At 45.6% G+C, this 23,916-nt stretch carries 22 protein-coding genes and 1 other annotated feature; of the genes, 17 read left to right on the forward strand and 5 right to left on the reverse strand.

Annotation, left to right across the window (positions count from 1 at the left end; translation table 11 throughout):
- Window positions 1-23 precede the first annotated feature (23 nt).
- The 4 genes from ACQRCC_RS11170 to murC all read right to left on the reverse strand — a co-directional run bounded on the left by ACQRCC_RS11170 (window position 24) and on the right by murC (window position 5,104).
- Window positions 24-1,208, reverse strand: a complete 1,185-nt coding sequence (locus ACQRCC_RS11170) for a ribose-phosphate pyrophosphokinase (protein ID WP_427850853.1) — start codon at window positions 1,206-1,208, stop codon at window positions 24-26.
- A 23-nt stretch (window positions 1,209-1,231) separates the two neighbouring features.
- Entirely contained in the window at window positions 1,232-2,221 is a 990-nt protein-coding gene (locus ACQRCC_RS11175; RefSeq protein ID WP_427850854.1) for an ATP-binding protein, read from the reverse strand.
- Window positions 2,222-2,266: 45 nt separating this feature from the next.
- Window positions 2,267-3,319: a DnaD domain protein gene (locus tag ACQRCC_RS11180; RefSeq protein ID WP_427850885.1), complete on the reverse strand. Its 1,053-nt coding sequence runs from the start codon at window positions 3,317-3,319 to the stop codon at window positions 2,267-2,269.
- A 405-nt stretch (window positions 3,320-3,724) separates the two neighbouring features.
- Window positions 3,725-5,104, reverse strand: a complete 1,380-nt coding sequence (murC, locus tag ACQRCC_RS11185) for a UDP-N-acetylmuramate--L-alanine ligase (protein ID WP_427850855.1) — start codon at window positions 5,102-5,104, stop codon at window positions 3,725-3,727.
- 219 nt (window positions 5,105-5,323) lie between these two features.
- Between murC and ACQRCC_RS11190 the strand changes: the two genes are divergently transcribed.
- From ACQRCC_RS11190 to spoVG, 3 genes are read left to right on the forward strand one after another with little or no spacing between them, the layout of a single operon-like run.
- Window positions 5,324-6,598: a glucose-1-phosphate adenylyltransferase gene (locus ACQRCC_RS11190; protein WP_427850856.1), complete on the forward strand. Its 1,275-nt coding sequence runs from the start codon at window positions 5,324-5,326 to the stop codon at window positions 6,596-6,598.
- A complete protein-coding gene (gene glgD, locus ACQRCC_RS11195; protein ID WP_427850857.1) occupies window positions 6,595-7,713 on the forward strand; it encodes a glucose-1-phosphate adenylyltransferase subunit GlgD in 1,119 nt (372 codons plus the stop codon). The genes ACQRCC_RS11190 and glgD overlap by 4 nt, the downstream gene beginning before the upstream one ends.
- A gap of 30 nt (window positions 7,714-7,743) precedes the next feature.
- Window positions 7,744-8,031, forward strand: coding sequence for a septation regulator SpoVG (spoVG, locus tag ACQRCC_RS11200; protein ID WP_427850858.1), 288 nt, complete (start codon window positions 7,744-7,746; stop codon window positions 8,029-8,031).
- A gap of 458 nt (window positions 8,032-8,489) precedes the next feature.
- Here the strand turns inward: spoVG and ACQRCC_RS11205 are convergent, their stop codons facing one another.
- Window positions 8,490-9,239, reverse strand: a complete 750-nt coding sequence (locus ACQRCC_RS11205; protein ID WP_427850859.1) for an RluA family pseudouridine synthase — start codon at window positions 9,237-9,239, stop codon at window positions 8,490-8,492.
- Between the two features lie 319 nt (window positions 9,240-9,558).
- On the opposite strand from ACQRCC_RS11205, the gene ACQRCC_RS11210 reads away from it, so the two are divergent.
- From ACQRCC_RS11210 to ftsH, 14 genes are all read left to right on the forward strand, one after another.
- Window positions 9,559-10,524: a calcium/sodium antiporter gene (locus ACQRCC_RS11210; RefSeq protein WP_427850860.1), complete on the forward strand. Its 966-nt coding sequence runs from the start codon at window positions 9,559-9,561 to the stop codon at window positions 10,522-10,524.
- Between the two features lie 86 nt (window positions 10,525-10,610).
- Window positions 10,611-10,823 (forward strand) — a binding site (T-box leader).
- A 130-nt stretch (window positions 10,824-10,953) separates the two neighbouring features.
- Complete coding sequence (gene proS, locus ACQRCC_RS11215) at window positions 10,954-12,393, forward strand: proline--tRNA ligase (RefSeq protein ID WP_427850861.1); 1,440 nt, start codon at window positions 10,954-10,956, stop codon at window positions 12,391-12,393.
- A complete protein-coding gene (locus ACQRCC_RS11220) occupies window positions 12,393-13,742 on the forward strand; it encodes a CCA tRNA nucleotidyltransferase (RefSeq protein ID WP_427850862.1) in 1,350 nt (449 codons plus the stop codon). Before proS ends, ACQRCC_RS11220 begins: the two co-directional genes overlap by 1 nt.
- A gap of 72 nt (window positions 13,743-13,814) precedes the next feature.
- Window positions 13,815-14,801 (forward strand): CotS family spore coat protein, encoded by a 987-nt coding sequence (locus tag ACQRCC_RS11225; RefSeq protein ID WP_427850863.1) that lies wholly within the window; start codon window positions 13,815-13,817, stop codon window positions 14,799-14,801.
- Window positions 14,802-14,883: 82 nt separating this feature from the next.
- Window positions 14,884-16,620: a phospho-sugar mutase gene (locus tag ACQRCC_RS11230; RefSeq protein ID WP_427850864.1), complete on the forward strand. Its 1,737-nt coding sequence runs from the start codon at window positions 14,884-14,886 to the stop codon at window positions 16,618-16,620.
- A 202-nt stretch (window positions 16,621-16,822) separates the two neighbouring features.
- Window positions 16,823-17,098, forward strand: a complete 276-nt coding sequence (locus ACQRCC_RS11235) for an HU family DNA-binding protein (RefSeq protein ID WP_427850865.1) — start codon at window positions 16,823-16,825, stop codon at window positions 17,096-17,098.
- A gap of 80 nt (window positions 17,099-17,178) precedes the next feature.
- A complete protein-coding gene (locus ACQRCC_RS11240; protein WP_427850866.1) occupies window positions 17,179-17,418 on the forward strand; it encodes an RNA-binding S4 domain-containing protein in 240 nt (79 codons plus the stop codon).
- A gap of 60 nt (window positions 17,419-17,478) precedes the next feature.
- The gene (gene yabP / locus ACQRCC_RS11245; protein WP_427850867.1) at window positions 17,479-17,763 is read left to right on the forward strand and encodes a sporulation protein YabP; all 285 of its coding nucleotides are present in this window, start codon (window positions 17,479-17,481) and stop codon (window positions 17,761-17,763) included.
- Window positions 17,764-17,767: 4 nt separating this feature from the next.
- Complete coding sequence (gene yabQ / locus ACQRCC_RS11250) at window positions 17,768-18,100, forward strand: spore cortex biosynthesis protein YabQ (protein ID WP_427850868.1); 333 nt, start codon at window positions 17,768-17,770, stop codon at window positions 18,098-18,100.
- A gap of 108 nt (window positions 18,101-18,208) precedes the next feature.
- Complete coding sequence (locus ACQRCC_RS11255) at window positions 18,209-18,532, forward strand: FtsB family cell division protein (protein WP_427850869.1); 324 nt, start codon at window positions 18,209-18,211, stop codon at window positions 18,530-18,532.
- Window positions 18,533-18,667: 135 nt separating this feature from the next.
- Window positions 18,668-20,020 carry a SpoIIE family protein phosphatase gene (locus tag ACQRCC_RS11260; RefSeq protein WP_427850886.1) on the forward strand — a complete coding sequence of 451 codons (1,353 nt, stop codon included), beginning with the start codon at window positions 18,668-18,670 and terminating at the stop codon, window positions 20,018-20,020.
- A 100-nt stretch (window positions 20,021-20,120) separates the two neighbouring features.
- Complete coding sequence (gene tilS / locus ACQRCC_RS11265; protein WP_427850870.1) at window positions 20,121-21,509, forward strand: tRNA lysidine(34) synthetase TilS; 1,389 nt, start codon at window positions 20,121-20,123, stop codon at window positions 21,507-21,509.
- Window positions 21,502-22,032 carry a hypoxanthine phosphoribosyltransferase gene (gene hpt, locus ACQRCC_RS11270; RefSeq protein ID WP_427850871.1) on the forward strand — a complete coding sequence of 177 codons (531 nt, stop codon included), beginning with the start codon at window positions 21,502-21,504 and terminating at the stop codon, window positions 22,030-22,032. Before tilS ends, hpt begins: the two co-directional genes overlap by 8 nt.
- 15 nt (window positions 22,033-22,047) lie before the next feature.
- Window positions 22,048-23,904, forward strand: a complete 1,857-nt coding sequence (gene ftsH / locus ACQRCC_RS11275) for an ATP-dependent zinc metalloprotease FtsH (RefSeq protein WP_427850872.1) — start codon at window positions 22,048-22,050, stop codon at window positions 23,902-23,904.
- The last annotated feature ends 12 nt before the right edge of the window (window positions 23,905-23,916 follow it).

Here is a 23,916-nt window from a genome sequence, read left to right on the forward strand (position 1 = left end):
GAATCCACGGGATACTCTTATTTTTAGATTTCCTCGCCCCGGCGGTATTTCTCAAGTACATTCTGAATACGTTCACTTGGATCCAGAATACTGCTGATAGAGCCGTCGTGGTTCAGTGTATCAATAACCAGAGCAATATACTTGCTCATGTCACAGTTAATATAATATGGACGTGACAGGAGCTCCGGTGTCTGATAAATCAGGTTTGTAGTGAGGATTCCGTCGATCAGACCTTCCTCGTAAGCCTTGTCAAATTTCTCAAGACCATTGGTGAAGAGACCGAAGGTAGCGGCGGCAAAGATACGTTTTGCTTTTCGCTGTTTTAACTGTCCTGCAACATCCAGGATACTGTCACCGGAAGAAATCATATCGTCCAGGATGATAACGTCCTTGCCTTCTACAGAAGAGCCAAGGAATTCATGGGCGATAATCGGATTGCGACCGTTTACAATTTTGGTGTAATCACGCCGTTTGTAGAACATACCCATATCCAGATTCAGCACGCTTGCAAGGTAAATGGCACGTTCTGTAGCACCTTCATCCGGGCTGATTGCCATCATGTGATCGCTGTCAATCTGTAAATCCTTAAATTTGCGGAGAAGTCCTTTTACAAATTGATAGGTTGGGCGGATAGTCTCAAATCCATTTAACGGGATTGCATTCTGCACACGCGGGTCATGAGCGTCGAAAGTAATGATATTATCCACACCCATGCGAACCAGTTCCTGAAGTGCAAGTGCACAGTCCAGAGATTCTCTGCCGCTTCTCTTGTGCTGGCGGCTTTCATAGAGGAATGGCATAATTACATTAATGCGTCGTCCTTTTCCCCCGACAGCAGCGATGATTCGTTTCAGATTCTGATAGTGATCATCCGGAGACATATGGTTTTTCTGACCTGTGAGAGAATAGGTAAGGCTGTAATTACATACATCGACCATCAGATAAAGGTCTTTTCCACGAACAGATTCCGAGATAATTCCTTTTGCTTCTCCGGAACCGAAGCGTGGTACTTTGGCATCAATCAGGTAGGAATCACGTTCATAGCCGTTGAAGACAACATCATCTTTGTGCTGGTGTCCGTCTTCACGGCGCCATTTTACAATATAGTCATTGACTTTTTGTCCCATTTCCTGGCAGCCGTCCAGGGCAATAATTCCAAGAGCTCCTACAGGGATGTTTTCTAGATTACGTTCGTTTCGGCGTAACATGGTTGAGAGTACCTCCTAGTTAATCAGTTTTTATTCATTAGTTTTTTTTGAATTCTTATATCGTCTCCAGTCAGCCTGAGTACAGTATAGGCACTGGTGATTCTTGAAAATACCCGTTCAGAATACAGGTTCTTCAGGTCATCCAGACTCAGATTTGTTGAAATCATAGTGGATTTCCTGCGGAGAATCCGTTCGTTCAGACAGATGAAAAGCTGTGATGAGGTAAATGAGTTGGAAAATTCTGTTCCAAGGTCATCAATAATAAGCAAATCACAGTTATAAATATGTTCTTCATCCATTTGAGCATCCTCGTCTTTATCAAAACGGTTCTTAGCAAATATATCAAAAAGTTGGGACGCCGTAAAGTAAATTACGGAAAAAGATTGTTCAATCAGCTCTTTTGCGATGCAGTGTGAGAGAAATGTCTTTCCTACACCGGTGTCTCCGTAAAGCAGGATATTGTGAAATTCCGAGGAGAAATCATCCACAAAATCACGGCATGTAGAGAGCGCTGTTTTCATCGCATCAAGAGAAGAACGTCCCGTCAGAGGATCAATATGATTTGGAGAATAGTATTCCAATGAACAGGTGTCAAAATTCTCTTTTTGTAAAATTTCCTGCAGATTAGACTGGGTATAAAGGAAATCAATAATGGCTTTTTTAAAACAATGACATTTCTGGTTTCCGATATAACCGGTGTCCCGGCAGTCCGGACAAGTATAATGAAGTTCCAGATAATTCTGCGGATAACCGGCAGAAGTAAGGAGCTCATTTTTTTCCCGGAACAGCTGGTGAAGCTGTTCTTTCAGGGCAGCCAGTGCATTTTCATCTCCATCGAGAAGTTTCCGCGCCTGTATCAGGCTCAGTTCCGAAATCCGGTGATCTATCTCCCTGAGTGCAGGAAGATTGGCATAGACCTCCTCAAAGCGCTGGCGCAGACGGTTTTCATTATCCAGTTGTCGCTGCTCATACTGACGCATGAGACAATCATATTGAGAATTGGTAAGTGCCATCTTATTCTCCCTCTCCAGGCATTGGCACGGCAATGCAGAGCCAGCCTATTGTGTTTTAATTAATCTTCGGGTCAGCTCATCCATATCCTGATAAGTACGGCCCTCGAAGTTATTGAATTTATTTTTTGAAGAATTACGGGTAAAAGTCTGTGAAGTGCCATTGTTCTGGCGCCGTGCGGCAGACTCCTGCTTTTTATTTTCTTTTTCTTTAAGATAAGCTTCATCTAAAGCCTGAACATCTTTCAGATTGTGAACACCCTTTTCCATCCATTTCTTTAAAATAGATTCGGTATATTCAAAGCTTGGCTGATGAATTGCATTCATCGTACGGTCACAGGCTTCCAGAATCAGTTCCAGTGCCAGGCCGTATTCATCATTCCACCGACGGATATATTCTGTCTCAGAAGCAGCAGGAGCCCGTCCCTTAATTCCATAAGCATTCAAAATAGAGTAGCAGTTTTTATTATACAGAACAGAATGATTCTTTGCCTGTTCCGTTGTAGTAATATTCTGGTCGTGCCAGGAAAGAGCTACTTTTTTAATATAATGGATGCTCTTATGGCCGTTCTCTACACAGTATTCGATCAGATAATCGATCAGATCTGAGGACATACCCAGCGTTGTGAAAAAATATGTAATCGTTTCAGCTTCAGTAGAGCTTAAGGTTTTTCCCAGATACTGTTCGGCAATAAAAAGGATCTGTTTTAATTCTTTGCGTTTTTTCGCGGACAGCGGAGCCGGTGAAGCAGAAGCTGTCGGTTCAGAAGATACCGGTTCGGAAGCTGCCGGTTCAGGAGTTGCGGCGGCAGTCCCGGTCTCCGTTTGTTTTCGGCTCTGAAGCTGACTTAAGTCACAGTCCAGAAGACCTTCTTTTTGCCAGTATTTTAAAGCGCGCAGAACATCCTTTTCTGTATCATCCAGGATGTCGGCAATTTTAGAAATGCTTAATTCCATGGAGGGATTGTTCATATAGCGTAAAAGAAGGAGATATACTTTTACGTATTCTCCATTGGCTTTCGGCATATAGGTGTCTATAAATTCATTTTCTAACAGGGTCGTATTGCCCTGAACGTGTGTTGTTAAAGTAAGTTTTGTCATGTCTCTCCACTCCAGGTTGATTTCAATAGTTTCTACGTCTCTACGCTCCGAACGCCACTTCGAGAGCTTTGCTCTCTCAGTGTTCGTTGCACTCACGCTCTCTGCAATCGTCGCGCTCCGAACGCCACTTCGAGAGCTTTGCTCTCTCAGTGTTCGTTGCACTCACGCTCTCTCCAATCGTCGCGCTCCGAACGCCACTTCGAGAGCTTTGCTCTCTCAGTGTTCGTTGCACTCACATGTCTTCCGCTCGGAATCCAATTGTCTGCGAGCAGCCAATGGCTTCCCATCGGAAGACGCGTTCGTCGCTATGCGTTCATCATATCACAGGGGAGGTGATAGACAAAGAAATTTCTGGTGGAAAAACAAGGTTTTTTGTTGATAAATTTGTGTTGAAATTGTGGATAACTAGCCTTTGAGGAGGTCTTCTCCAATGTTTACAACGTCTCCGGCTCCCATAGTTATCAACACGTCACCTTTTTGACAGTGCTCTAAAAAGTAGTTTTCTATTTCCTCAAAGGATGGAAGGTAAATTGCGTCGCATCCTTTTTCTTTCAGCGCGTCGGCAAGCTGGGCGGAGGACACCCCTAAAGTATCAGTTTCGCGGGCAGCGTAAATGTCTGCCAGCACCAGGTGATCCGCATGGGTCAGGGCGTCTGCAAATTCGTCAAACAGAGCCTTGGTACGGGAATAAGTATGAGGCTGGAATACGCACCACAGTTCCCGGTGCGGGTAGTGGGCGGCAGCGGTAAGGGTAGCCCTGATCTCTGTCGGGTGATGAGCATAGTCATCAATGATGATGAAGCCGTTGCGCTCACCCTTGTATTCAAAACGACGGTTCGTTCCATGGAAGGACAGGAGTCCTGCCTGTACGGAAGAAACAGGGATATCTAATAAATCAGCGGATGCGGCTGCAGCCAGCGCATTGGAGATATTGTGGTCTCCGGTTACGGATAACTGAATATGACCCCAGAATTCTCCGTGTTTTATTACATCAAAGGAAGCATTGCCGGACTCATCGTGTGCGATGTTTGCAGCACGGTAATCGGAAGCTTCACTGATTCCGAAAGTCACGATGCGACACTTCAGTCCGGAAGTGATTTCATCAAGATCCGGAATATCTGTGTTAATGACCAGCATACCATCGGATGGCAGAAGCTCTGCAAATTTCCGGAAGGAGTGGCGGATATCGTCCAGGTCCTTGAAGAAGTCCAGATGGTCTGCATCAATATTGAGGATTACAGCAAGCTTCGGGAAGAAGTGCAGGAAACTGTTGGTGTACTCACATGCTTCCGTCAGGAAAATTTCGGAACCGCCTACCCGGATATTTCCTCCGATCGCCTTCAGGATTCCGCCTACGGAAATGGTTGGGTCCTGTTCATCGGCAAGAAGAATATGGGAGAGCATGGAAGTCGTTGTTGTCTTTCCATGGGTTCCGGAGACGGCCACTGGCATCTCGTAATTGGTCATCATCTGGCCAAGAAGCTCCGCACGGCTCAGCATAGGGATTCCCCGGCGCTTTGCTTCCGCAAATTCCTCATTATCTTCATGGATCGCTGCCGTGTATACTACGACATCTATTCCATCTATAATATTGGAAGCTTTCTGCGGATAGAAAATGGATGCACCCATGTTTTCCAGATGATCAGTCAGTGCAGATTCTTTTGCGTCAGAACCGGAAATGGTAAATCCCTCCTTTAAGAGGACTTCAGCCAGACCGCTCATGCTGATTCCACCGATTCCGATAAAGTGTACGTGGATTGGATTTTCAAAATTAATTTTATACATAAGATAACACCTTTCTGAAAAAATTTTAAAAAGTTATCATATTTTCTTTTGTTCATCTATATTATTATAAACATATATGTAAAAAAAGAAAAGTCGGAATTTGTTGTTATATTTCCACAAAAAGAGGATTAAAAAGATATTTTATTTGTAAAATTTGTTCACTATCGGATAGATATATGATATAATATAAACACTAGATTACTGAGAAGGGGTGATGACATGATAAAGAAAGAGATGATAGCGATGTTACTGGCAGGAGGACAAGGCAGCAGACTTGGAGTTCTCACTGCGAAGGTGGCAAAGCCGGCCGTTGCTTTCGGGGGAAAATACAGAATTATCGATTTTCCGCTCAGCAACTGTATTAACTCGGGAATTGATACGGTGGGCGTTCTGACACAATATCAGCCGCTCAGGCTGAATACACATATTGGAATCGGTATTCCGTGGGATCTGGACCGTAATATCGGAGGTGTATCCATCTTACCTCCGTATGAAAAGAGCAGGGGAAGCGAGTGGTATACCGGTACTGCGAATGCGATTTATCAGAATCTGGATTATATGGAGACCTTTAATCCGGATTATGTATTAATACTTTCCGGAGACCACATCTACAAGATGGATTATGAGGTAATGTTGGACTACCATAAGGAAAATAATGCCGACGTTACCATAGCTGCGATGCCGGTCCCGATAGAGGAGGCAAGCCGTTTCGGTATTGTAATTACGGATGATAACGGAAGGATAACAGAGTTCCAGGAGAAACCGCCGGTTCCGAAGAGCAACCTTGCTTCGATGGGAATATATATTTTCAGCTGGCCGGTGCTCAAAGAGGCATTGCTGAAATTGAGTGATGTTCCCGGATGTGACTTCGGTAAGCACATTATTCCGTACTGCCATGAGCAGAATCAGCGTCTGTTTGCATATGAATACAACGGATACTGGAAGGATGTAGGTACACTCGGTTCTTACTGGGAAGCGAACATGGAACTGATCGATATTATTCCTGAGTTCAATTTATATGAGGAATTCTGGAAAATATATACTAACAGCGACATTATTCCTCCGCAATATATCTCTGACAAATCGGTAATTGAGAGAAGTATTATCGGAGACGGAGCAGAGATTTACGGAGAAGTACATAACTGTGTGATCGGATCAGGAGTAAGCATCGGTGAGGGAGCAGTGGTGCGTGACTCTATTATTATGAAAGATGTTGAGATCGGAAATGGCTGCATTATTGATAAGGCAATCATCGCGGAAAATGTAACTCTTGGCGCGAATGTTACGCTGGGAACCGGCGCGGATGTGCCAAACAGGATGAAGCCGGATATTTATTCCTTCGGACTTGTGACAATAGGAGAGAATTCTGTCATACCGGAAGGAGTTCAGATTGGAAAGAATACTGCCGTTAGCGGTGTGACATCCCGGGAGGATTACCCGAATGGAATACTGGAAAGCGGAGAGACATTGATAAAGGCAGGTGAACGAGTATGAGAGCAGTAGGACTTATTTTGGCGGGTGGCAACAGCAATAAGATGAAGGAACTTACGCATAAGAGAGCAGTGGCGGCAATGCCGGTGGCAGGAAGCTACAGAGCCATTGACTTTGCGTTGAGCAATATGTCCAATTCCCATATCCAGAAAGTAGCAGTGCTGACTCAGTACAATGCCCGTTCCCTGAATGAGCACCTGAATTCTTCCAAGTGGTGGGATTTCGGAAGAAAACAGGGTGGTCTGTATGTATTTACGCCGACCATCACTTATGATAACGGATACTGGTACAGAGGAACGGCAGATGCCATATACCAGAATCTGGATTTTCTGAAAAGATGTCATGAGCCTTATGTGATCATCACATCAGGCGATGCAGTTTATAAAATGGATTACAACAAGGTACTGGAGTACCATATTGAAAAGAAAGCAGATATTACGGTGGTGTGCCGGGATCTGGATCCGTATGAGGATGCAAGCAGATTCGGTACAGTGAAGATGAACGAGGATATGCGGATCCTGGAGTTTGAGGAAAAACCGATGGTGGCAACATCCAACACCATTTCCACCGGCATTTATGTAATCAGGAGACGCCAGCTGATCGATCTGATCGAGCATTGTGCAGAAGAAGACAGGTATGATTTTGTAACTGATATCTTAATCCGTTACAGGAATTTGAAGAAGATATACGGTTATAAGATAAAGGACTACTGGAGCAATATCGCTACGGTGGATGCGTATTACAGAACCAACATGGATTTTCTGAAACCGGAAGTAAGGAATTATTTCTTCAAGGGACATCCGAGTATTTACTCAAAGGTAAGTGATCTGCCTCCGGCAAAATATAATCCGGGCGCAGTTGTAAAGAACAGCCTTATTGCAAGTGGAAGTATTATTAACGGAACCGTGGAGAATTCTATTCTGTTTAAGAAAACCTTCGTGGGCAATAATTGTGTGATTAAGAATTCTATTATTCTGAACGATGTCTACATAGGGGACAATGCATACATAGAAAATTGCATTGTGGAGAGTCGTGATACGATCAGGGCAAATACGCGCCACGTAGGAGAGAACGGTATAAAAATAGTGGTCGAGAAAAACGAGAGGTATGCACAATAAAGGGTGCAGTAAAGAAAGGGGCTTAAGCGAATGCAGATTACAGATGTACGCGTGCGTAAAGTGGCAAAAGAAGGAAAATTAAAGGCGGTTGTGTCCATTACTATGGATGAAGAGTTTGTAGTACATGACATTAAGGTCATAGAAGGGGAAAAAGGACTATTCATCGCAATGCCGAGTAAAAAGGCATTGGATGGAGAATATCGTGATATTGCACATCCGATTAATTCCGACACGCGGGAACGTATTCAGAATGTGATTCTTAAGAAATACGAAGAAGCACTGAAAGAAGGAACGGCTGCAGATCTGGCAGAGGCATAGAAGTGGCAGTTAATTGAGAGAAGAAGGGGCATATCATAACGGATTAGCCGGTTGTGATATGCTCCCCTTATTTTTTTATTATTTACGCGGGAAAATACCCTTTTTCTAATTCTCCACATAGTTTTTTCGAAAGTCTACGCGGGAAAATACCCTTTTACTAATTCGACACGTAGTTTTTTCGAAAGTCTACGCGGGAAAATACCCTTTTACTAATTCGACACGTAGTTTTTTTGAAAGTCTACGCGGGAATCAGCATTTTTACTAATTCGCCACGTAGAGAATGCTTAAAACTACGTGTCAGATAAAAGAAAATGGGATTTTCCACGTAAGGAACTCCTAAACATACGTGTTGGATGTAAAAAAAGTAATTTTCCCACGTAAAAGGGGCGCTACTCCATAGATGACTACTCATCTATTTTGTAACAGCCCCCTTTTATGCGACAATGTGCAATCTATTCTTATATTTCGAATTCCATCACTTCCCCGGTCTTCGGATGCCGGAAGCTAAGTTTGTAAGCAATGAGCATCAGCGTTTTATGATCGTCTTCCGGTCGGGAGGCGGGATTATATTTGGTGTCGCCGACAATGGGACATCCCATATTTGCAAGCTGTACCCGAATCTGGTGATGGCGTCCGGTGTCCAGAATGACTTCCAGCCAGGTGTCGTCATTAGTGTCGTCTTTGGGACCATGAACGGTACAGGCATGGATGGAGTTCATATGATTTTGAAGCTCCGCGGATGCCGGACGGTAGTGAAGACGGGCGGATTTTGCGCCCGGAGTATCCTTGCTGCAGATGCGGGAAGTGTTGGTGCGGCCATCCTTTACCATATAATCCTCGAGAGTGCCTTCCGGTGCGGCAGGCTTTCCGTGTACCAGGGCAAGATAGTGCTTGCCAAAGCCTTCCTGCTGAAGTTGATGGTTCAGAGATCTGGCAGCGGCAGGTGTCCTGGCAAAAACAAGGATCCCGGCTACAGGCTGATCCAACCGGTGGATGACAGCCAGATATGGCGGCTTATTTCCGAAAGAAGCTTTGCTTTCGGAACTGGATTTGTTTTTGGAACGGGCCTGTTCGGCCAGATGACAGAGCAGTATATGCTCCAGGTCAGGCGTGCCGGGACGACGGCTCTGGGTGGCCAGTCCGTGGGGCTTCTGACACACAATTATTTCTTTGTCTTCATATAAAATATGAGGTGTCTTTGATTTCATAAAATCTCCTTGACTTCTATCTTTTTCACAATTATTATTGTAACGTATGTAATGTAATTACTGGATTTTAGGATGTTGGGGTCAAAAGCCCTGGGCTATGATACCTACGGATTGTTCCGTGCTTTGCACTCCCACAATCCTGCCCGACATTCGCATATCGCGGGATTATTATCCCACTTTTATGCTCATATCGGGGGCGGGTCCCAAGGACTTTCACCCGCTTATGAGCAAGCTCATGTGGGCTTAGCCCTTTTGACCCTGGTATCATTATATTTAACCACAGGAAACAAATAAGTGTCAATGGAAAGAGGATGGAGATATGGATTATCTGTTGCTGTTTTTGGGATTTGTATTATTAATTAAGGGAGCCGACTTCTTTGTTGACGGAAGCTCCAGTGTGGCAAAAATCCTGAAAGTGCCTTCAATTATCATAGGACTTACGGTAGTGGCATTTGGAACCAGCCTTCCGGAGCTTTCGGTCAGTGTGACTGCGGCTTTGAGTGGCAAGAATGATCTGGCAGTCAGTAATGTGCTGGGTTCCAATATGTTCAACCTGCTGGTGGTGCTGGGCTGCTGTGCGCTGGTGAATCCGGTGCAGGCACAATGGTCTCTTTTGAAAAAGGAATTTCCATTTTCTATTTTCATTACCGTGATCCTGCTCCTGTTGGATTCTGACTTTTCGATCATGAAGGTAATAAATGGTACGGAAAGTTTCTGTCTGGGCAGGGCAGCAGGAATTTTATTTTTGATTTTATTTGCTATCTTCCTGTATGCGTCGGTAAAGACAGCGCTTCGAGCCAGGGAAGAGATGCAGGAAACGGAAGAAGAGTATAAGGTAATGAGTCCGGTGAAGAGTGCGCTGTATATCGTGGGGGGAATTGCAGGAATCGCTTTGGGAGGCGATCTGGTAGTAGACAGCGCTTCGTCCATTGCTGCGACTTTTGGACTGAGTCAGACCTTTATCGGTCTTACCATAGTTGCTCTGGGAACATCACTTCCGGAACTGGTGACTTCGGTTGTGGCGGCAGGAAAAGGGGAGAATGACCTGGCTGTAGGTAATGTAGTCGGTTCCAATATCTTCAATATTCTCCTGATTCTGGGTGTGTCTTCGACGATCACACCGATTACTCTGGAGGTGACAGCGGTATATGACACACTGATTTTAATTGCCGCAAGCAGTATTGTCTATGTGGCAGCTATCAGTAAACGCGAGATCCGCAAGGGAGAAGGAGCACTGTTCCTGCTGTCCTATCTGATGTTCTTTATATATATTTTGATACGCTAGTATACTAACCCTTGACAAATATTGGGATTTCAAGTAGAATGGCAGTTAACCGAATAACCCGCCGGCAATGATGGTTGCAGAACGCGGGTCTGGCGATGAAAGGGAATAGTAGTTGCATCGGATATTCCACAGAGAGAGAGTCCGCAGGCTGAGAGATTCTTGTATGGATGTGCAGTGAACCTACCCTGGAGCCTCTTTGCGAAAGTGAAGCGTAGCACTGGCGTTAACGGTGATGAGAGAGAACTGCGAGAGGGTCGCAGTTAACTAGGGTGGTACCGCCGAGTTTTTCGGTCCCTTTTTTAGGGAGCGAAGAGCCCGGCGTTTTTTGTTCTGTAAGAAAATGTTTTTCATAGAACATATGAGGCACAAAACTCCCGGCAAATAATCGTGGGGCAAGGGCCCTGCCAGAAAAGAAAAGGAGAAAAGAACATGGCAAAGGAAAAATTAGTCAAAAATATCACACCACGTGATGAAAACTTTGCACAGTGGTATACGGATGTTGTCCGTGAAGCAAAGCTGTGTGATTACTCAAGCGTAAAAGGATGTCTGAATTATCTTCCGAATGGATATGCAATCTGGGAACTGATTCAGGCTGACCTGGACAGACGTTTTAAAGAAACAGGCGTCGAGAACGTATATCTGCCGACACTGATTCCGGAATCTCTTCTTGAGAAAGAAGCAGATCATATCGAAGGATTTGCTCCGGAAGTTGCATGGGTAACTCACGGTGGTATGGAGAGATTACAGGAAAGAATGTGTATCCGTCCTACATCAGAGACTTTGTTCTGTGACTTGTGGTCTAAGACGGTTCGTTCATACAGAGACCTGCCGAAAGTATGGAACCAGTGGAATTCCGTACTTCGCTGGGAGAAGACAACAAGACCATTCCTTCGTTCCAGAGAATTCCTGTGGCAGGAAGGTCATACACTGCATGCAACCTATGAAGAGGCAGAAGAAAGAACGATCCAGATGTGGCATGTATATGAGGACTGCTACAGAGAGACACTGGCTATGCCTTTCGTATCAGGAAGAAAAGCTGAGCATGAGAAATTTGCAGGTGCGCAGGATACTTACACCATCGAGGCACTGATGCATGATGGTAAGGCACTTCAGTCTGCAACCAGCCATTTCTTCGGAAATGGATTCCCGGATGCATTTGGTATTCAGTATATTGATAAGAACAACCAGCCTCACAGCTGTTATGAGACATCATGGGGATGGTCAACCAGAAGTATCGGTGGACTGATCATGGTTCACGGTGATGACGACGGTCTGGTACTGCCTCCGCATGTTGCACCTGTAGAATGCCGCATTATCCCGATCGCACAGCATAAAGAAGGCGTGCTCGACAGAGCATTTGCACTTCTGGATGAGCTTAAAAAAGCAGGATACAGAGTGAAAATCGATGATTCTGATAAGAGCCCGGGATGGAAATTCTCCGAGCAGGAGATCCTTGGTATTCCTACCCGTATCGAGATCGGACCGAAGGATATTGAGAACAATCAGGTTATTGTTGTGCGTCGTGATAATCGTGAGAAGATCGTGGTATCTCTGGATGAGATCGCAACAAAGCTTCGTGATATCCTGGAGACAATCCAGCAGGATATGTACAACAGAGCAGAAGAGTTCCTGAATAATCATATTGATACAGCGGTTACTATGGATGAAATGGTTGAGAAGTTCAAAGCAAACCGTGGATTTGTAAAAGCATGCTGGTGTGGAGATCCGGAATGCGAAGGTGAAGTAAAATACGTGACAGGCGGTGCTGCAACCAGATGTCTGATCGAGGATGAAGAGATGATTTCCGACAAGTGTATCTGGTGTGGAAAACCGGCTAAGCACATGGCATACTGGGGTAAATCATACTAATGCAGATTCAGCTGCCGGAAAAAGTAAACAGAATTATTCAGACTCTGCAGGATCACGGTTACGAGGCCTATGCGGTGGGCGGATGTGTCCGGGATTCCATACTGGGAAGAAGCCCGGAGGACTGGGATATTACCACGTCAGCTATGCCGCAGGAGACAAAGGCGCTGTTTTCCAGAACCTTTGATACCGGAATCGAACATGGTACAGTTACAGTGCTCCTGGACGGAGAAGGATTCGAGGTAACGACCTACCGGGTGGACGGCGAATATGAAGACAGCCGCCATCCGAAGGAAGTGACCTTTACCAGAAGCCTGAAGGAAGATCTGCTTCGCCGGGATTTTACCATTAACGCTATGGCGTATAATGAAAAAGACGGGCTTGTAGATATTTTCGGAGGAATAGAAGATCTGAAGGCGGGAGTCATCCGCTGTGTCGGATGTGCGACAGAGCGCTTCTCGGAAGATGCGCTTCGGATTTTGAGGGGTGTGCGTTTTGCCGCCCAGCTCGGTTTTTCTATTGAGGAAGAGACCAGAGAGGGGATGCGAAGACTCGCACCTACTCTTCAGAATATCAGTGCCGAGCGGATTCAGACGGAGCTTGTGAAGATGCTGGTATCACCGAGACCGGATCTGCTCAGAGAAGCTTATAACCTTGGAGTTACAAAGGAATTTCTTCCGGAATTTGATCGCCTGATGGAAACAGAGCAGGAAACCCCGCATCATATTTACAGCGTAGGAGAGCATACACTTCATGCTCTCATGCAGATTCGTCCGGATAAGGTGCTTCGGCTTACCATGCTGCTCCACGATATGGGCAAACCTGATCTGAAAACCATGGATGAAGAGGGCGTTGCGCATTTTAAAAAGCATGCCATAAGGAGTGAAGAGATTGCAAAATCAGTGCTCCGAAGGCTGAAATTTGATAATGACACCCTGCATAAAGTGACGAAATTAGTATATTATCACGATTATCGTATGCCGGCGACTCCGGTAAATGTCCGCCGGGCGATGAATCGGATCGGTGAAGAATTGTTTCCGCTGTATCTGGAAGTGCGAAGAGCAGATATGCTGGCACAGAGTATGTATCGACGGGAAGAAAAGCTTCAGAATATCGAGGATGTCCGCATTATATATGAGGATATCTTAAGACAGAATCAGTGTGTTTCTCTGAGGGATCTTGCTGTCACGGGAAGAGATCTGATCGAGGACGGCATGAAACCGGGAAAAGAGATGGGAGAAGTTCTTCACTGGCTTCTGGAACAGGTTCTGGATAACCCGGAACTGAATGAAAAAGAAAACCTTCTCCGCCTTGCGCGGGAATGGAAGGAGTTTCGTCTCCTTCCAAGATGAAAAGAAGCATAAATTCCCCTGCACCCACATACATTGAAAAGAACATGTAAGTGTAAGGTGCAGGGGATGAATATGCAGGATTATGAATTAAAGATACTGGAAGAGTATCAGATCAATGTGAAAAGCACCCGGAAAACCAGGGGTGCATTTTTTTGTGATACGGAAGAGGGATTGTTGCTGCTTCGGGAAGCGGGTATGTCGAAGAAACGAATCCCTGCTCTTTATAAATTGTATGCACATTTGCAGGGGCAGGGCTATGAGCGGGTAGATCAGTTTCTGCCAAACCGGGAGGGAGAATACGTCAGTGTCTCGGAAGAAGGGGTTCCCTATGTGCTGAAATACTGGTTCCGGGGACGGGAGTGTGATATCCGTAAGAGCCGGGAACTTCAGGAAAGTGCGAAGAATCTTGCAGGGCTTCATCAGAAAATGAAGCTGGAGCTGGAGGAATATGTGCCGGATGCCGTTCATCTGCGGGATGAGTACACCAGCCATAACCGGGAACTCAAGAAAGTGCGCCGCTATATACGTTCGAGAACAGCAAAGGGAGAATTTGAATTAGCCTTTCTTCAATGTTTTGACAGCATGTATGAGTGGGCGGATGCGTCTCTGACAAGGATAGCAGATTCCGGTTATGAGGAACTTTATGCACGAAGCCTGAAAGAAAACTGTCTTACCCATGGGGATTACAACTATCATAACATACTGGTGACACCGGATGGACTGGCGACCACGAACTTCGAACATTTCCGGCGGGGGATCCAGGCGGAGGATCTGTATTATTTCCTGCGAAAAGCAATGGAAAAGCACGAGTGGAATGTAAAGCTGGGAGACTGTATCCTGAATGCCTATTGTGCGGTCCGTCCTTTATCGGATGAAGAAATGGAATATCTGATGCTGAGATTTGCCTATCCGGAGAAATTCTGGAAAATTGCAGATTCGTATTATCGTTCCAATAAGGCATGGATACCGGTAAAAAATGTAGAAAAATTAAAGGTATCCATTATGCAGACGGAGGAAAAAAGATACTTTCTCGAGCAGATATTTGCTTTTCATTTGTAGGGGAGTGGTGTATAATATATACTAATCAGAGGCTTCAAGTGTGTTGGATACACAGCCCGGAATATACAGGAGGTAGTTTAGAATGGAATATCGTGAAATGTACGAGGAATGGCTGTCCAATCCTTACTTTGATGCAGATACAAAAGCAGAGCTGCAGGCAATCAAAGAGGATGACAATGAAATTAAAGAACGGTTTTACAAAGATCTGGAGTTTGGTACAGCCGGTCTGAGAGGAATTATCGGGGCAGGAACTAATCGTCTGAACATCTATACGGTTCGCAAGGCGACACAGGGACTTGCCAACTACATTATGAAGAAGGGAATGCAGGATAAGGGTGTTGCGATCGCTTACGATTCCCGCCGTATGTCTCCGGAATTTGCAGATGAGGCTGCACTCTGCCTTGGAGCAAATGGAATCAAAGCATATGTTTTTGATGCGCTCCGTCCGACACCGGAACTGTCATTTGCAGTTCGCAAGCTGGGATGTATTGCAGGTATCAATATTACAGCAAGCCATAATCCGCCGGAATATAATGGATATAAAGTATACTGGGAAGATGGCGCACAGATCACACCTCCTCATGATAAAGGAATCATGGATGAAGTGAAGGCAGTAACGGATTATAATACAGTTAAGACTATGAGTCTTGAGGATGCCAAAGCAGCAGGTGTGTACATATCCATCGGAGCAGATATTGATGACAGTTATATTGCAGAGCTGAAGAAACAGGTGATTCATCAGGATGCCATTGATGCAGTTGGAAAAGAACTGAAGATCGTGTACAGTCCGCTGCATGGAACCGGTAATATTCCTGCAAGACGTGTGCTGAAGGAACTGGGCTTTGAGAATGTATATGTTGTAAAAGAGCAGGAACTTCCGGATGGAGAGTTCCCTACCGTTTCCTATCCGAACCCGGAGGCGGCAGAAGCATTTACGCTGGGACTTAAGCTGGCAAAAGAAGTGGATGCAGACCTGGTTCTGGCAACAGACCCGGATGCAGACCGTCTTGGTGTGTATGTTAAAGATGCAAAATCAGGTGAATATAAAGTGCTGACCGGTAATATGTCCGGATGTCTGCTGGCAGATTATGAGATCGGACAGCGCCTGGCAAGAGACGGCAAACTTCCGGAGGATGGATATCTGATTAAGACAATCGTTACATCCAACCTGGCAGATGCTATCGCAAAAGGATATGGCGTGGGACTCATTGAGGTTCTGACCGGATTCAAGTTTATCGGACAGCAGATCCTTGGCTTTGAGACAAGCGGTAAGGGACAGTACCTCTTCGGATTTGAGGAAAGCTACGGATGCCTGATCGGAACTCATGCAAGAGATAAGGATGCAATCGTTGCAACTATGGCACTGTGTGAAGCTGCTGCATATTATAAGACCCAGGGTAAGACCCTTTGGGATGCAATGGTAGACATGTATGATAAATACGGATATTACAAAGATGATATCCAGTCTATCACTCTGAAAGGAATCGAAGGACTTCAGAAGATTCAGGAAATCCTGGAGACCCTGCGCAAGAACCCACCGACAGAGGTTGGCGGATATAAAGTGCTGAAAGCAAGAGATTACCAGGCTAATACCATCAAAGATCTGGAGACAGGAGAAGTAACAGAGACCGGTCTGCCGAATTCCAATGTTCTGTACTATGAGTTGACAGACGATGCATGGCTTTGCGTAAGACCATCAGGAACAGAGCCGAAGGTAAAATTCTATTACGGAATCAAAGGAACATCTCTGGCAGATGCAGATGAAAAATCAGAAAAACTTGGCAAAGAAGTTCTTGCCATGATTGACAAAATGTTATAACAGGCGTCGAACTGTGTGACGTGGTGGAAAAACGCCGAAAATCCCTTGAAAATACAGGGATTTTCGGCGTTATGCTTGACAAACGGTGTGAAACTATGTATAAATTATATGGAGACGCACTATGCGTAAAGCCCAACAGAAAGGGCTTTTGGTAATTTTTGTAGAAGAAGGTTCTGACATAGAACAAGAGGAGGAGAAACCCATGAATAAAACAGAGTTAATAGCTGCAGTTGCTGAGCAGGCAGAGCTGTCTAAGAAAGATTCTGAGAAAGCTTTAAAGGCATTCGTTGATGTTATTACTGAAGAACTGAAAAAGGGCGATAAGGTGCAGATCGTAGGCTTCGGAACATTTGAAGTAAGTGAGAGAGCTGCAAGAGAAGGAAGAAATCCGCAGACAGGAGAGACAATGCAGATCGAAGCATGTAAAGCACCAAGATTCAAAGCAGGAAAAGCTTTAAAGGATGCAATTAACGGTTAAGAGTTTTGTTAAAAATTCAGATGTGCAGATGAGAAATAGATTGCGTGAAAGCGCAATCTATTTTTACTGGGAGGAAGAACATGAGGTTGGACAAATTTTTGAAGGTGTCCCGTCTGATCAAGCGGCGGACAGTGGCGAACGAGGCCTGTGATGCAGGGCGCGTTCTGGTAAATGGCACGGTCGCCAAGGCGTCAGTAAAAGTGAAAACAGGAGATATCATTGAGATACAGTTTGGAACAAAAACGGTTAAGGTTGAAGTTCTCGATATCCGCGATACCACGAAGAAAGAAGAGGCAAAAGAACTTTTTCGGTATTTGTAGGATGTGTCATAATTGCAGACAACCCCACATATAATTATGAAAAAAGGGTTGTGATGGCGTATGGAAGAAAAACAGGTGTCAAAGGCACATAAATTGGTGGTCAATAATCGAAGAACGAGCCTGGTGACAGGTGTTTTAGACGTATTATCTTTTGATTTGAATGAAATTCTCCTGGAAACAGAACAGGGTATGATGATGGTAAAAGGGTCTGATCTGCATGTGAATCGTCTGAGCCTGGAAAAAGGAGAGGTAGATCTGGCTGGAAATATTGACAGTATCGCTTATTCCGATGCCAAGGTACAGGGAAAACAGGGCGATAATTTTCTGAGCAGATTGTTCCGGTGACGAGATGAAAGGAATCGGAAGTGAAGGTATTGCCTTTCTGCAGGCCCTTTTGGCAGGGATGATCGTATATAGCGTCTATCTGTGCGTGCGAAAGCTGCGCCGGGTAATACGCCATAGCCTGACAGCTGTTGCAATCGAGGATGCGCTGTTCTGGCTGGCAACTGCAATTTATCTGTTTGTGCAGATTTACTATACAAGCAATGGTAGTATAAGATGGTATTTTGTACTAGGTGTTGTATTGGGGGCGGAAATTGTCTTCGCTCTTCAGCGGCGTGTGGAGAAGATTGTTGAAAAAAATGTACGGAAGAGGGGAGATAAATTCCGTCAAAAGTATTGAATTTAACTGAAAAAACAGATAAGATGTTATAAGAGCGGACGCAGAAAATATGCTGTGATCCGGATTATTAGTCAAAATATATTGACGGTCAGGGTGAGTATAATAAAAATGAGTGGAATTAAGCAGAAGAGAAAGGCAAACCGGCAGCAGAAGCGGTTAAGCCGACATAAGAGGAGTATCCTCTGTATCAGCAGTGTTATCATACTTCTGGTAGCGGTGGTTTCCGTAAGCGGTGTTGCGCTGCAGACGAAAAACAAAGCATACATAGCACAGGAACAGGAGCTTCAGGAGCAGATTGATGAAGAAAAAGCCAGAGCTCAGGAGATTGAAGAGCTGGAGCAGTATGTGGGTACGGACGAGTATGTAGAGCAGACTGCGAAGGATAAACTGGGACTGGTTCACGAGGGTGAGATCATATTTAAAGCAAAGTAGAACACAAAAGAGATTGCGTAATCGCGCAATCTCTTTTTTTTACTCTATAGAAAACGTTCTATATAACAGAAAGGGGCAGAGGCAGTGGAGAACATAAAAGAACGGGAAGTATTTGCCAATCCATATGTGGTTCAGATGGACAGGTTTGCAGCTTCCCTCAGACATCTTTCGGAAAAATTCCTTCATTTGGAAGATTATAAGGGGAGTTTTACCAGAGATGAGGTGGAGGAAATGTTTCTGCGGGTTTCGGAAAAGGTCTGCTCAAAATGTGAGAGGAAGCAGTGGTGCCTGGTGGAAGACAGAGTACACACCAGCCAGATGGTATATGAGATTCTGTGCACAATTGAGGAATATGGTGCAGAACTGAATATAGAAACGAAGCGTCGCCTTCAGAAAAAATGTCTGATGGCGCCGAGGTTTTTAAGAGAGATGCTGGAAGTATTTGAAAATGCAAAGCAAAGGCTGTTGTGGAACAATCAGATCGTACAGAACCGGCAGGGATGTGCGGTGCAGCTGAATTCATTTGCAAATGTGATCCAGAATACAGTGAGAGAGATCGATGCGGGGATTTTTGAGGACGAGCATCTGGAGAAACGGATCAAAAACAGGCTGAAACGCATGGGGGCCAAGATGATCAGCAGTGTGTTTCTGCTGACCAGACAGGGGTGTTATGAAATCCATCTGACTTTAAAGGCAGCGAAAGGGCAGTGCCTGCAGACAAAGGAAATCGCCGGAGCCATCTCAGAATGTGTGGGAAGAACAATGGTGCCGGAGCAGGGAGAGCGGATGGTAGTAGGCGAAGAATACTGCACTGTGGTATGGGTAGAGGGACCCAGATTCCACACATTGCAGGGAGTGGCAAGAATCGGAAAAGGCTGTGACAGCATATCCGGAGATACATTTTTAATGAAGAACCTTCCGGGAGGAAAGCAGGGAGTGGTACTTTCGGATGGAATGGGGTCCGGAGAGACGGCATTTCGGGAAAGCGCTATGGTAGTGGAGATGATGGAAGAATTGCTGATGTCCGGATTTCCGGCGGATACGGCGGTACAATTGATGAACACGGCGCTGGTAACCGGGCGGGAAGAGGTGCGTTTCTCTACGATAGATATGTGCCTTTTTGATCTCTATCAGGGAGAGTGTGAATTTGTAAAGGCGGGCGCATCCTCTACGTTTATCCGGCATGATGGAAAAACGGAGAGAATCACTTCGGACACACTGCCGATAGGAGTGCTGCCGGATATTTCCCTGAAACGGGTGACAAAAGAACTCTCAGACGGAGATTTTGTAGTTTTGATGACGGATGGTGTGCTGGACGCCCTTCCGGCAGGGGAACAGGAGGCTCTGATGGGGGCTTTTATAGGAGGAAATAATATCAATAATCCTGGAGAACTGGCGCATCATATTTTAGGACAGGTGCTGGAGTGGACAGGAGAACCGCCAATGGACGATATGACAGTGATTGCTGTGGGGATATGGCGCATTTGAAAGGGGATTTGAAAAGGGATAATCCGGGACTTGCTTTTTGAAAGAAATTTTTATATAGTGATGTTGAAAGCGTTCTGAAGTCTCCGGAGGAAAATAGCGAATGTATGAAAAAATAAAGGCTTATGTCCGGAAATGGGGCATGCTGGAAAAATCAGATATTGTAATTGCAGGCATATCGGGAGGTCCGGACTCCATATGCCTTCTTTGCGTACTTATGGAACTGAGCAGAGAAATGGGCTTTCGGATTGCAGCAGTCCATGTGAATCACGGGCTGCGGGGAGCGGAAGCTGATGCGGACGAAGCATATGTGAGCCGTTTCTGTAAAGAGAGGAAGATTCCTCTTATGGTCCGCCATGCAGACGTAAGGAAGATTGCGGCCGAGCGGAAAATTTCCGGTGAGGAGGCGGGACGCGAGGTCAGAAGAGAGGCGTATGAGGAGGCTGTGAGAAAATACCGGGGAACCCGGATCGCACTGGCACATCATATGAATGATAATGCGGAGACGCTTCTTTTAAATATGGCCCGGGGAACCGGAGTCCGGGGGATGGCAGGCATCCGCCCGGTAAACGGCATGTATATCCGCCCGCTTCTGTGCGTGAAGCGACGTGAAATTGAGCAGTATCTGGAAGAAAAAGACATAGATTATTGTATAGACCGGACAAATATGGAGGATATTTATACAAGGAACCGTATTCGGAATCATATCATTCCCTGTCTGGAAGAGCAGATCAATTCCCGTGCGGTGGAACACCTGGAGGAACTTGCAGAACAGATGGGAGAACTCAGCGATTATGTGGAACGACAGGCGCTAAGAGCATATGAAAGATGTGTACGGCAGGTGGAAGCTTCCGGGGAAGAAATTTCCGGAAGAGAAGAAGCTGTGCTGGATGTGGAGAGGTTCCTGGAAGAAGATCCGGCCATCCGGCCGTATTTGGTGCGCAGGCTTCTGGCATATGCCGCAAAGCGGGAGAAGGATATAGAATCAGTTCATGTGAGAAGCGTAGAAGCATTGGCCAAAATGCAGAGTGGAAGGAAAATATCTCTGCCCTATGGCCTGTGTGCTGAAAGGCGTTACGGAGAAATATATATATACCGGGAGCAAAAAGAAGAGAATCCGTCCCGTACAGGATGGAGCAGGGGAGATGTGAGCTTTCGGGTATTTCCATGTGAGAAAATGCCCGATTCATTTCCGCAAAACCCCTACACGAAATGGTTTGATTATGATATAATAAAAAATAGCGTTGTAATCAGGACCCGGCAGCCCGGGGACTATATAACCATAGATACTCAGGGAAATACCCAGAAGATTAAGAAGTATTTTATAAATGAAAAGATACCGAATCAGGACAGGGATCATATCCTGCTTGTGGCTGACGGCAGCCATATTATGTGGATCGTGGGATACCGTCAGGATAAGAGTTATCAGGTATCGGAACAGACCAGAAGAATACTGGAGATTAGAATAAACGGAGGAAAAGAACATGTCTGAGACAATAAGAGTATTGGTTCCGGAAGAAAAAGTGGCTGAAAGAATTCGTGAGCTTGGAGCGCAGATCAGCAGAGATTATGAAGGACGGCAGATACATATGATCTGCGTGCTGAAGGGAGGCGCGTGGTTCATGTGCGAACTGGGTAAGAGAATTACCGTTCCGGTAACGATGGATTTCATGAGCGTCAGCAGTTATGGAGATGGAACAAAATCAAGCGGTGTGGTAAAGATCGTGAAGGATCTGGACGAATCCCTGGATGGCAAGGATGTGCTGATCGTAGAAGATATCATTGATTCAGGACGCACACTTTCCTATTTGTTGAAAGTTCTGAAAGACCGTAACCCTAAGAGTATCCGTCTGTGCACACTTCTGGATAAGCCGGACCGGCGTGTGGTAAAGGATGTGAATGTAGATTATCTGGGATTTGACATTCCGGATGAATTTGTTGTGGGATATGGCCTGGATTATGCGCAGAAATATAGAAATCTACCATACATCGGTGTTGTAGAAGGTGTGGAGTAGAAAGGGGAAGACAGAGTGAATAATAAGCGAAACCGTGGAATGAGCGGTCTGACGCTGATGGTATTTATTGTAATACTGTTTGCGGCCCTCATGTTTACCAACAGTCAGATAGATCAGAAAGAGCGGGAGATGACGTATCAGGAGTTCACAGAATATGTGGAGAACGATCAGGTATCTGCCGTGGCGATTACACAGAATAAGAATGTACCTACCGGACGCCTGGACGTAAAACTGCAGGTGAAGGATTCAGAGGATCCGGTACTGAAGGTGCTCTATGTATCCGATGTAAATGAGATTCAGACCTATCTTCAGAAGGAAAAAGTGGATTATGCGATGACAGATGTGCCGCAGGAGAGCTGGTTTGCGACGACCATCGTCCCGACTCTTCTCATGCTGGGCGGCATTCTTCTCCTTTTCATGTTTATGAACCGTCAGGGCGGCGGAGCGAATGCGAAAGCGATGAATTTTGGCAAGAGCCGCGCAAAGATGACGACAGAACAGGATCATAAGGTGACATTTGCACAGGTGGCAGGTCTGAAAGAGGAGAAAGAAGAACTGGAGGAGATCGTAGATTTCCTGAAATCTCCGAAAAAATATATTCAGGTGGGCGCAAGAATTCCGAAGGGAGTATTGCTGGTAGGCCCTCCGGGAACCGGTAAAACACTGCTTGCGAAGGCGGTAGCCGGTGAGGCGGGAGTGCCTTTCTTCACCATTTCCGGTTCTGATTTTGTGGAAATGTTCGTAGGTGTAGGAGCTTCCCGTGTCCGCGATCTGTTCGAGGAAGCGAAGAAGAATGCACCATGTATTATTTTTATCGATGAGATTGATGCGGTTGCCAGAAGACGTGGTACCGGTATGGGCGGCGGCCACGACGAACGTGAGCAGACACTGAATCAGCTTCTGGTTGAGATGGATGGTTTTGGAGTCAATGAAGGAATCATCGTCATGTCCGCGACAAACCGTGTGGATATTCTGGATCCGGCTATCCTTCGCCCGGGCCGTTTCGACAGAAAGGTGGCTGTGGGAAGACCGGATATTCAGGGAAGAGAGGAAATCCTCAGAGTCCATGCCAAAGGAAAGCCGCTCGGCGATGATGTTGATCTGAGACAGGTTGCCCAGACAACGGCCGGATTTACCGGAGCAGATCTGGAAAATCTTCTGAATGAAGCTGCAATTCTTGCGGCAAAGGATAACCGTGTATATCTGAAACAGGAAGATATCCGTCATGCATTTGTGAAGGTGGGAATCGGTGCGGAGAAAAAGAGCCGCGTCATTTCCGAAAAAGAAAAGAAAATCACGGCATACCATGAGGCGGGCCATGCGATTCTCTTCCATGTACTGCCGGATGTGGGACCGGTGTACAGCGTATCCATCATTCCGACCGGAGTGGGAGCTGCAGGTTATACCATGCCGCTTCCGGAGAAGGATGAGGTATTTAATACAAAAGGAAAGATGCTTCAGGATATCACCGTTGCTCTCGGAGGCCGTGTGGCGGAAGAAGAGGTGTTTGATGATATTACAACAGGAGCATCTCAGGATATTAAGCAGGCAACCAGCCTTGCCAAATCCATGGTAACCAAATTCGGTATGTCCGAAGCGCTTGGACTGGTAAATTATGACAATGACGGCGATGAGGTCTTTATCGGAAGAGATCTGGCTCATGCTTCCAGAGGATATGGAGAGCAGATTGCCGGTACGATCGATCAGGAAGTGAAGAGAATCATTGACGAATGCTATCAGAGAGCAAGATACATCATTCAGAAATACAATAGTGTTCTGGAGGCTTGTGCCGGAATGCTGTTAGAAAAAGAAAAGATTACGCGAGAAGAATTTGAAAGTTTATTCGAGGGAATCGAAGTCTCAGAAGCGTAAATCATGAGGCAA

The sequence above is a fragment of the Sporofaciens sp. SGI.106 genome, from assembly GCF_050314255.1.
GTDB lineage: Bacteria > Bacillota > Clostridia > Lachnospirales > Lachnospiraceae > Claveliimonas.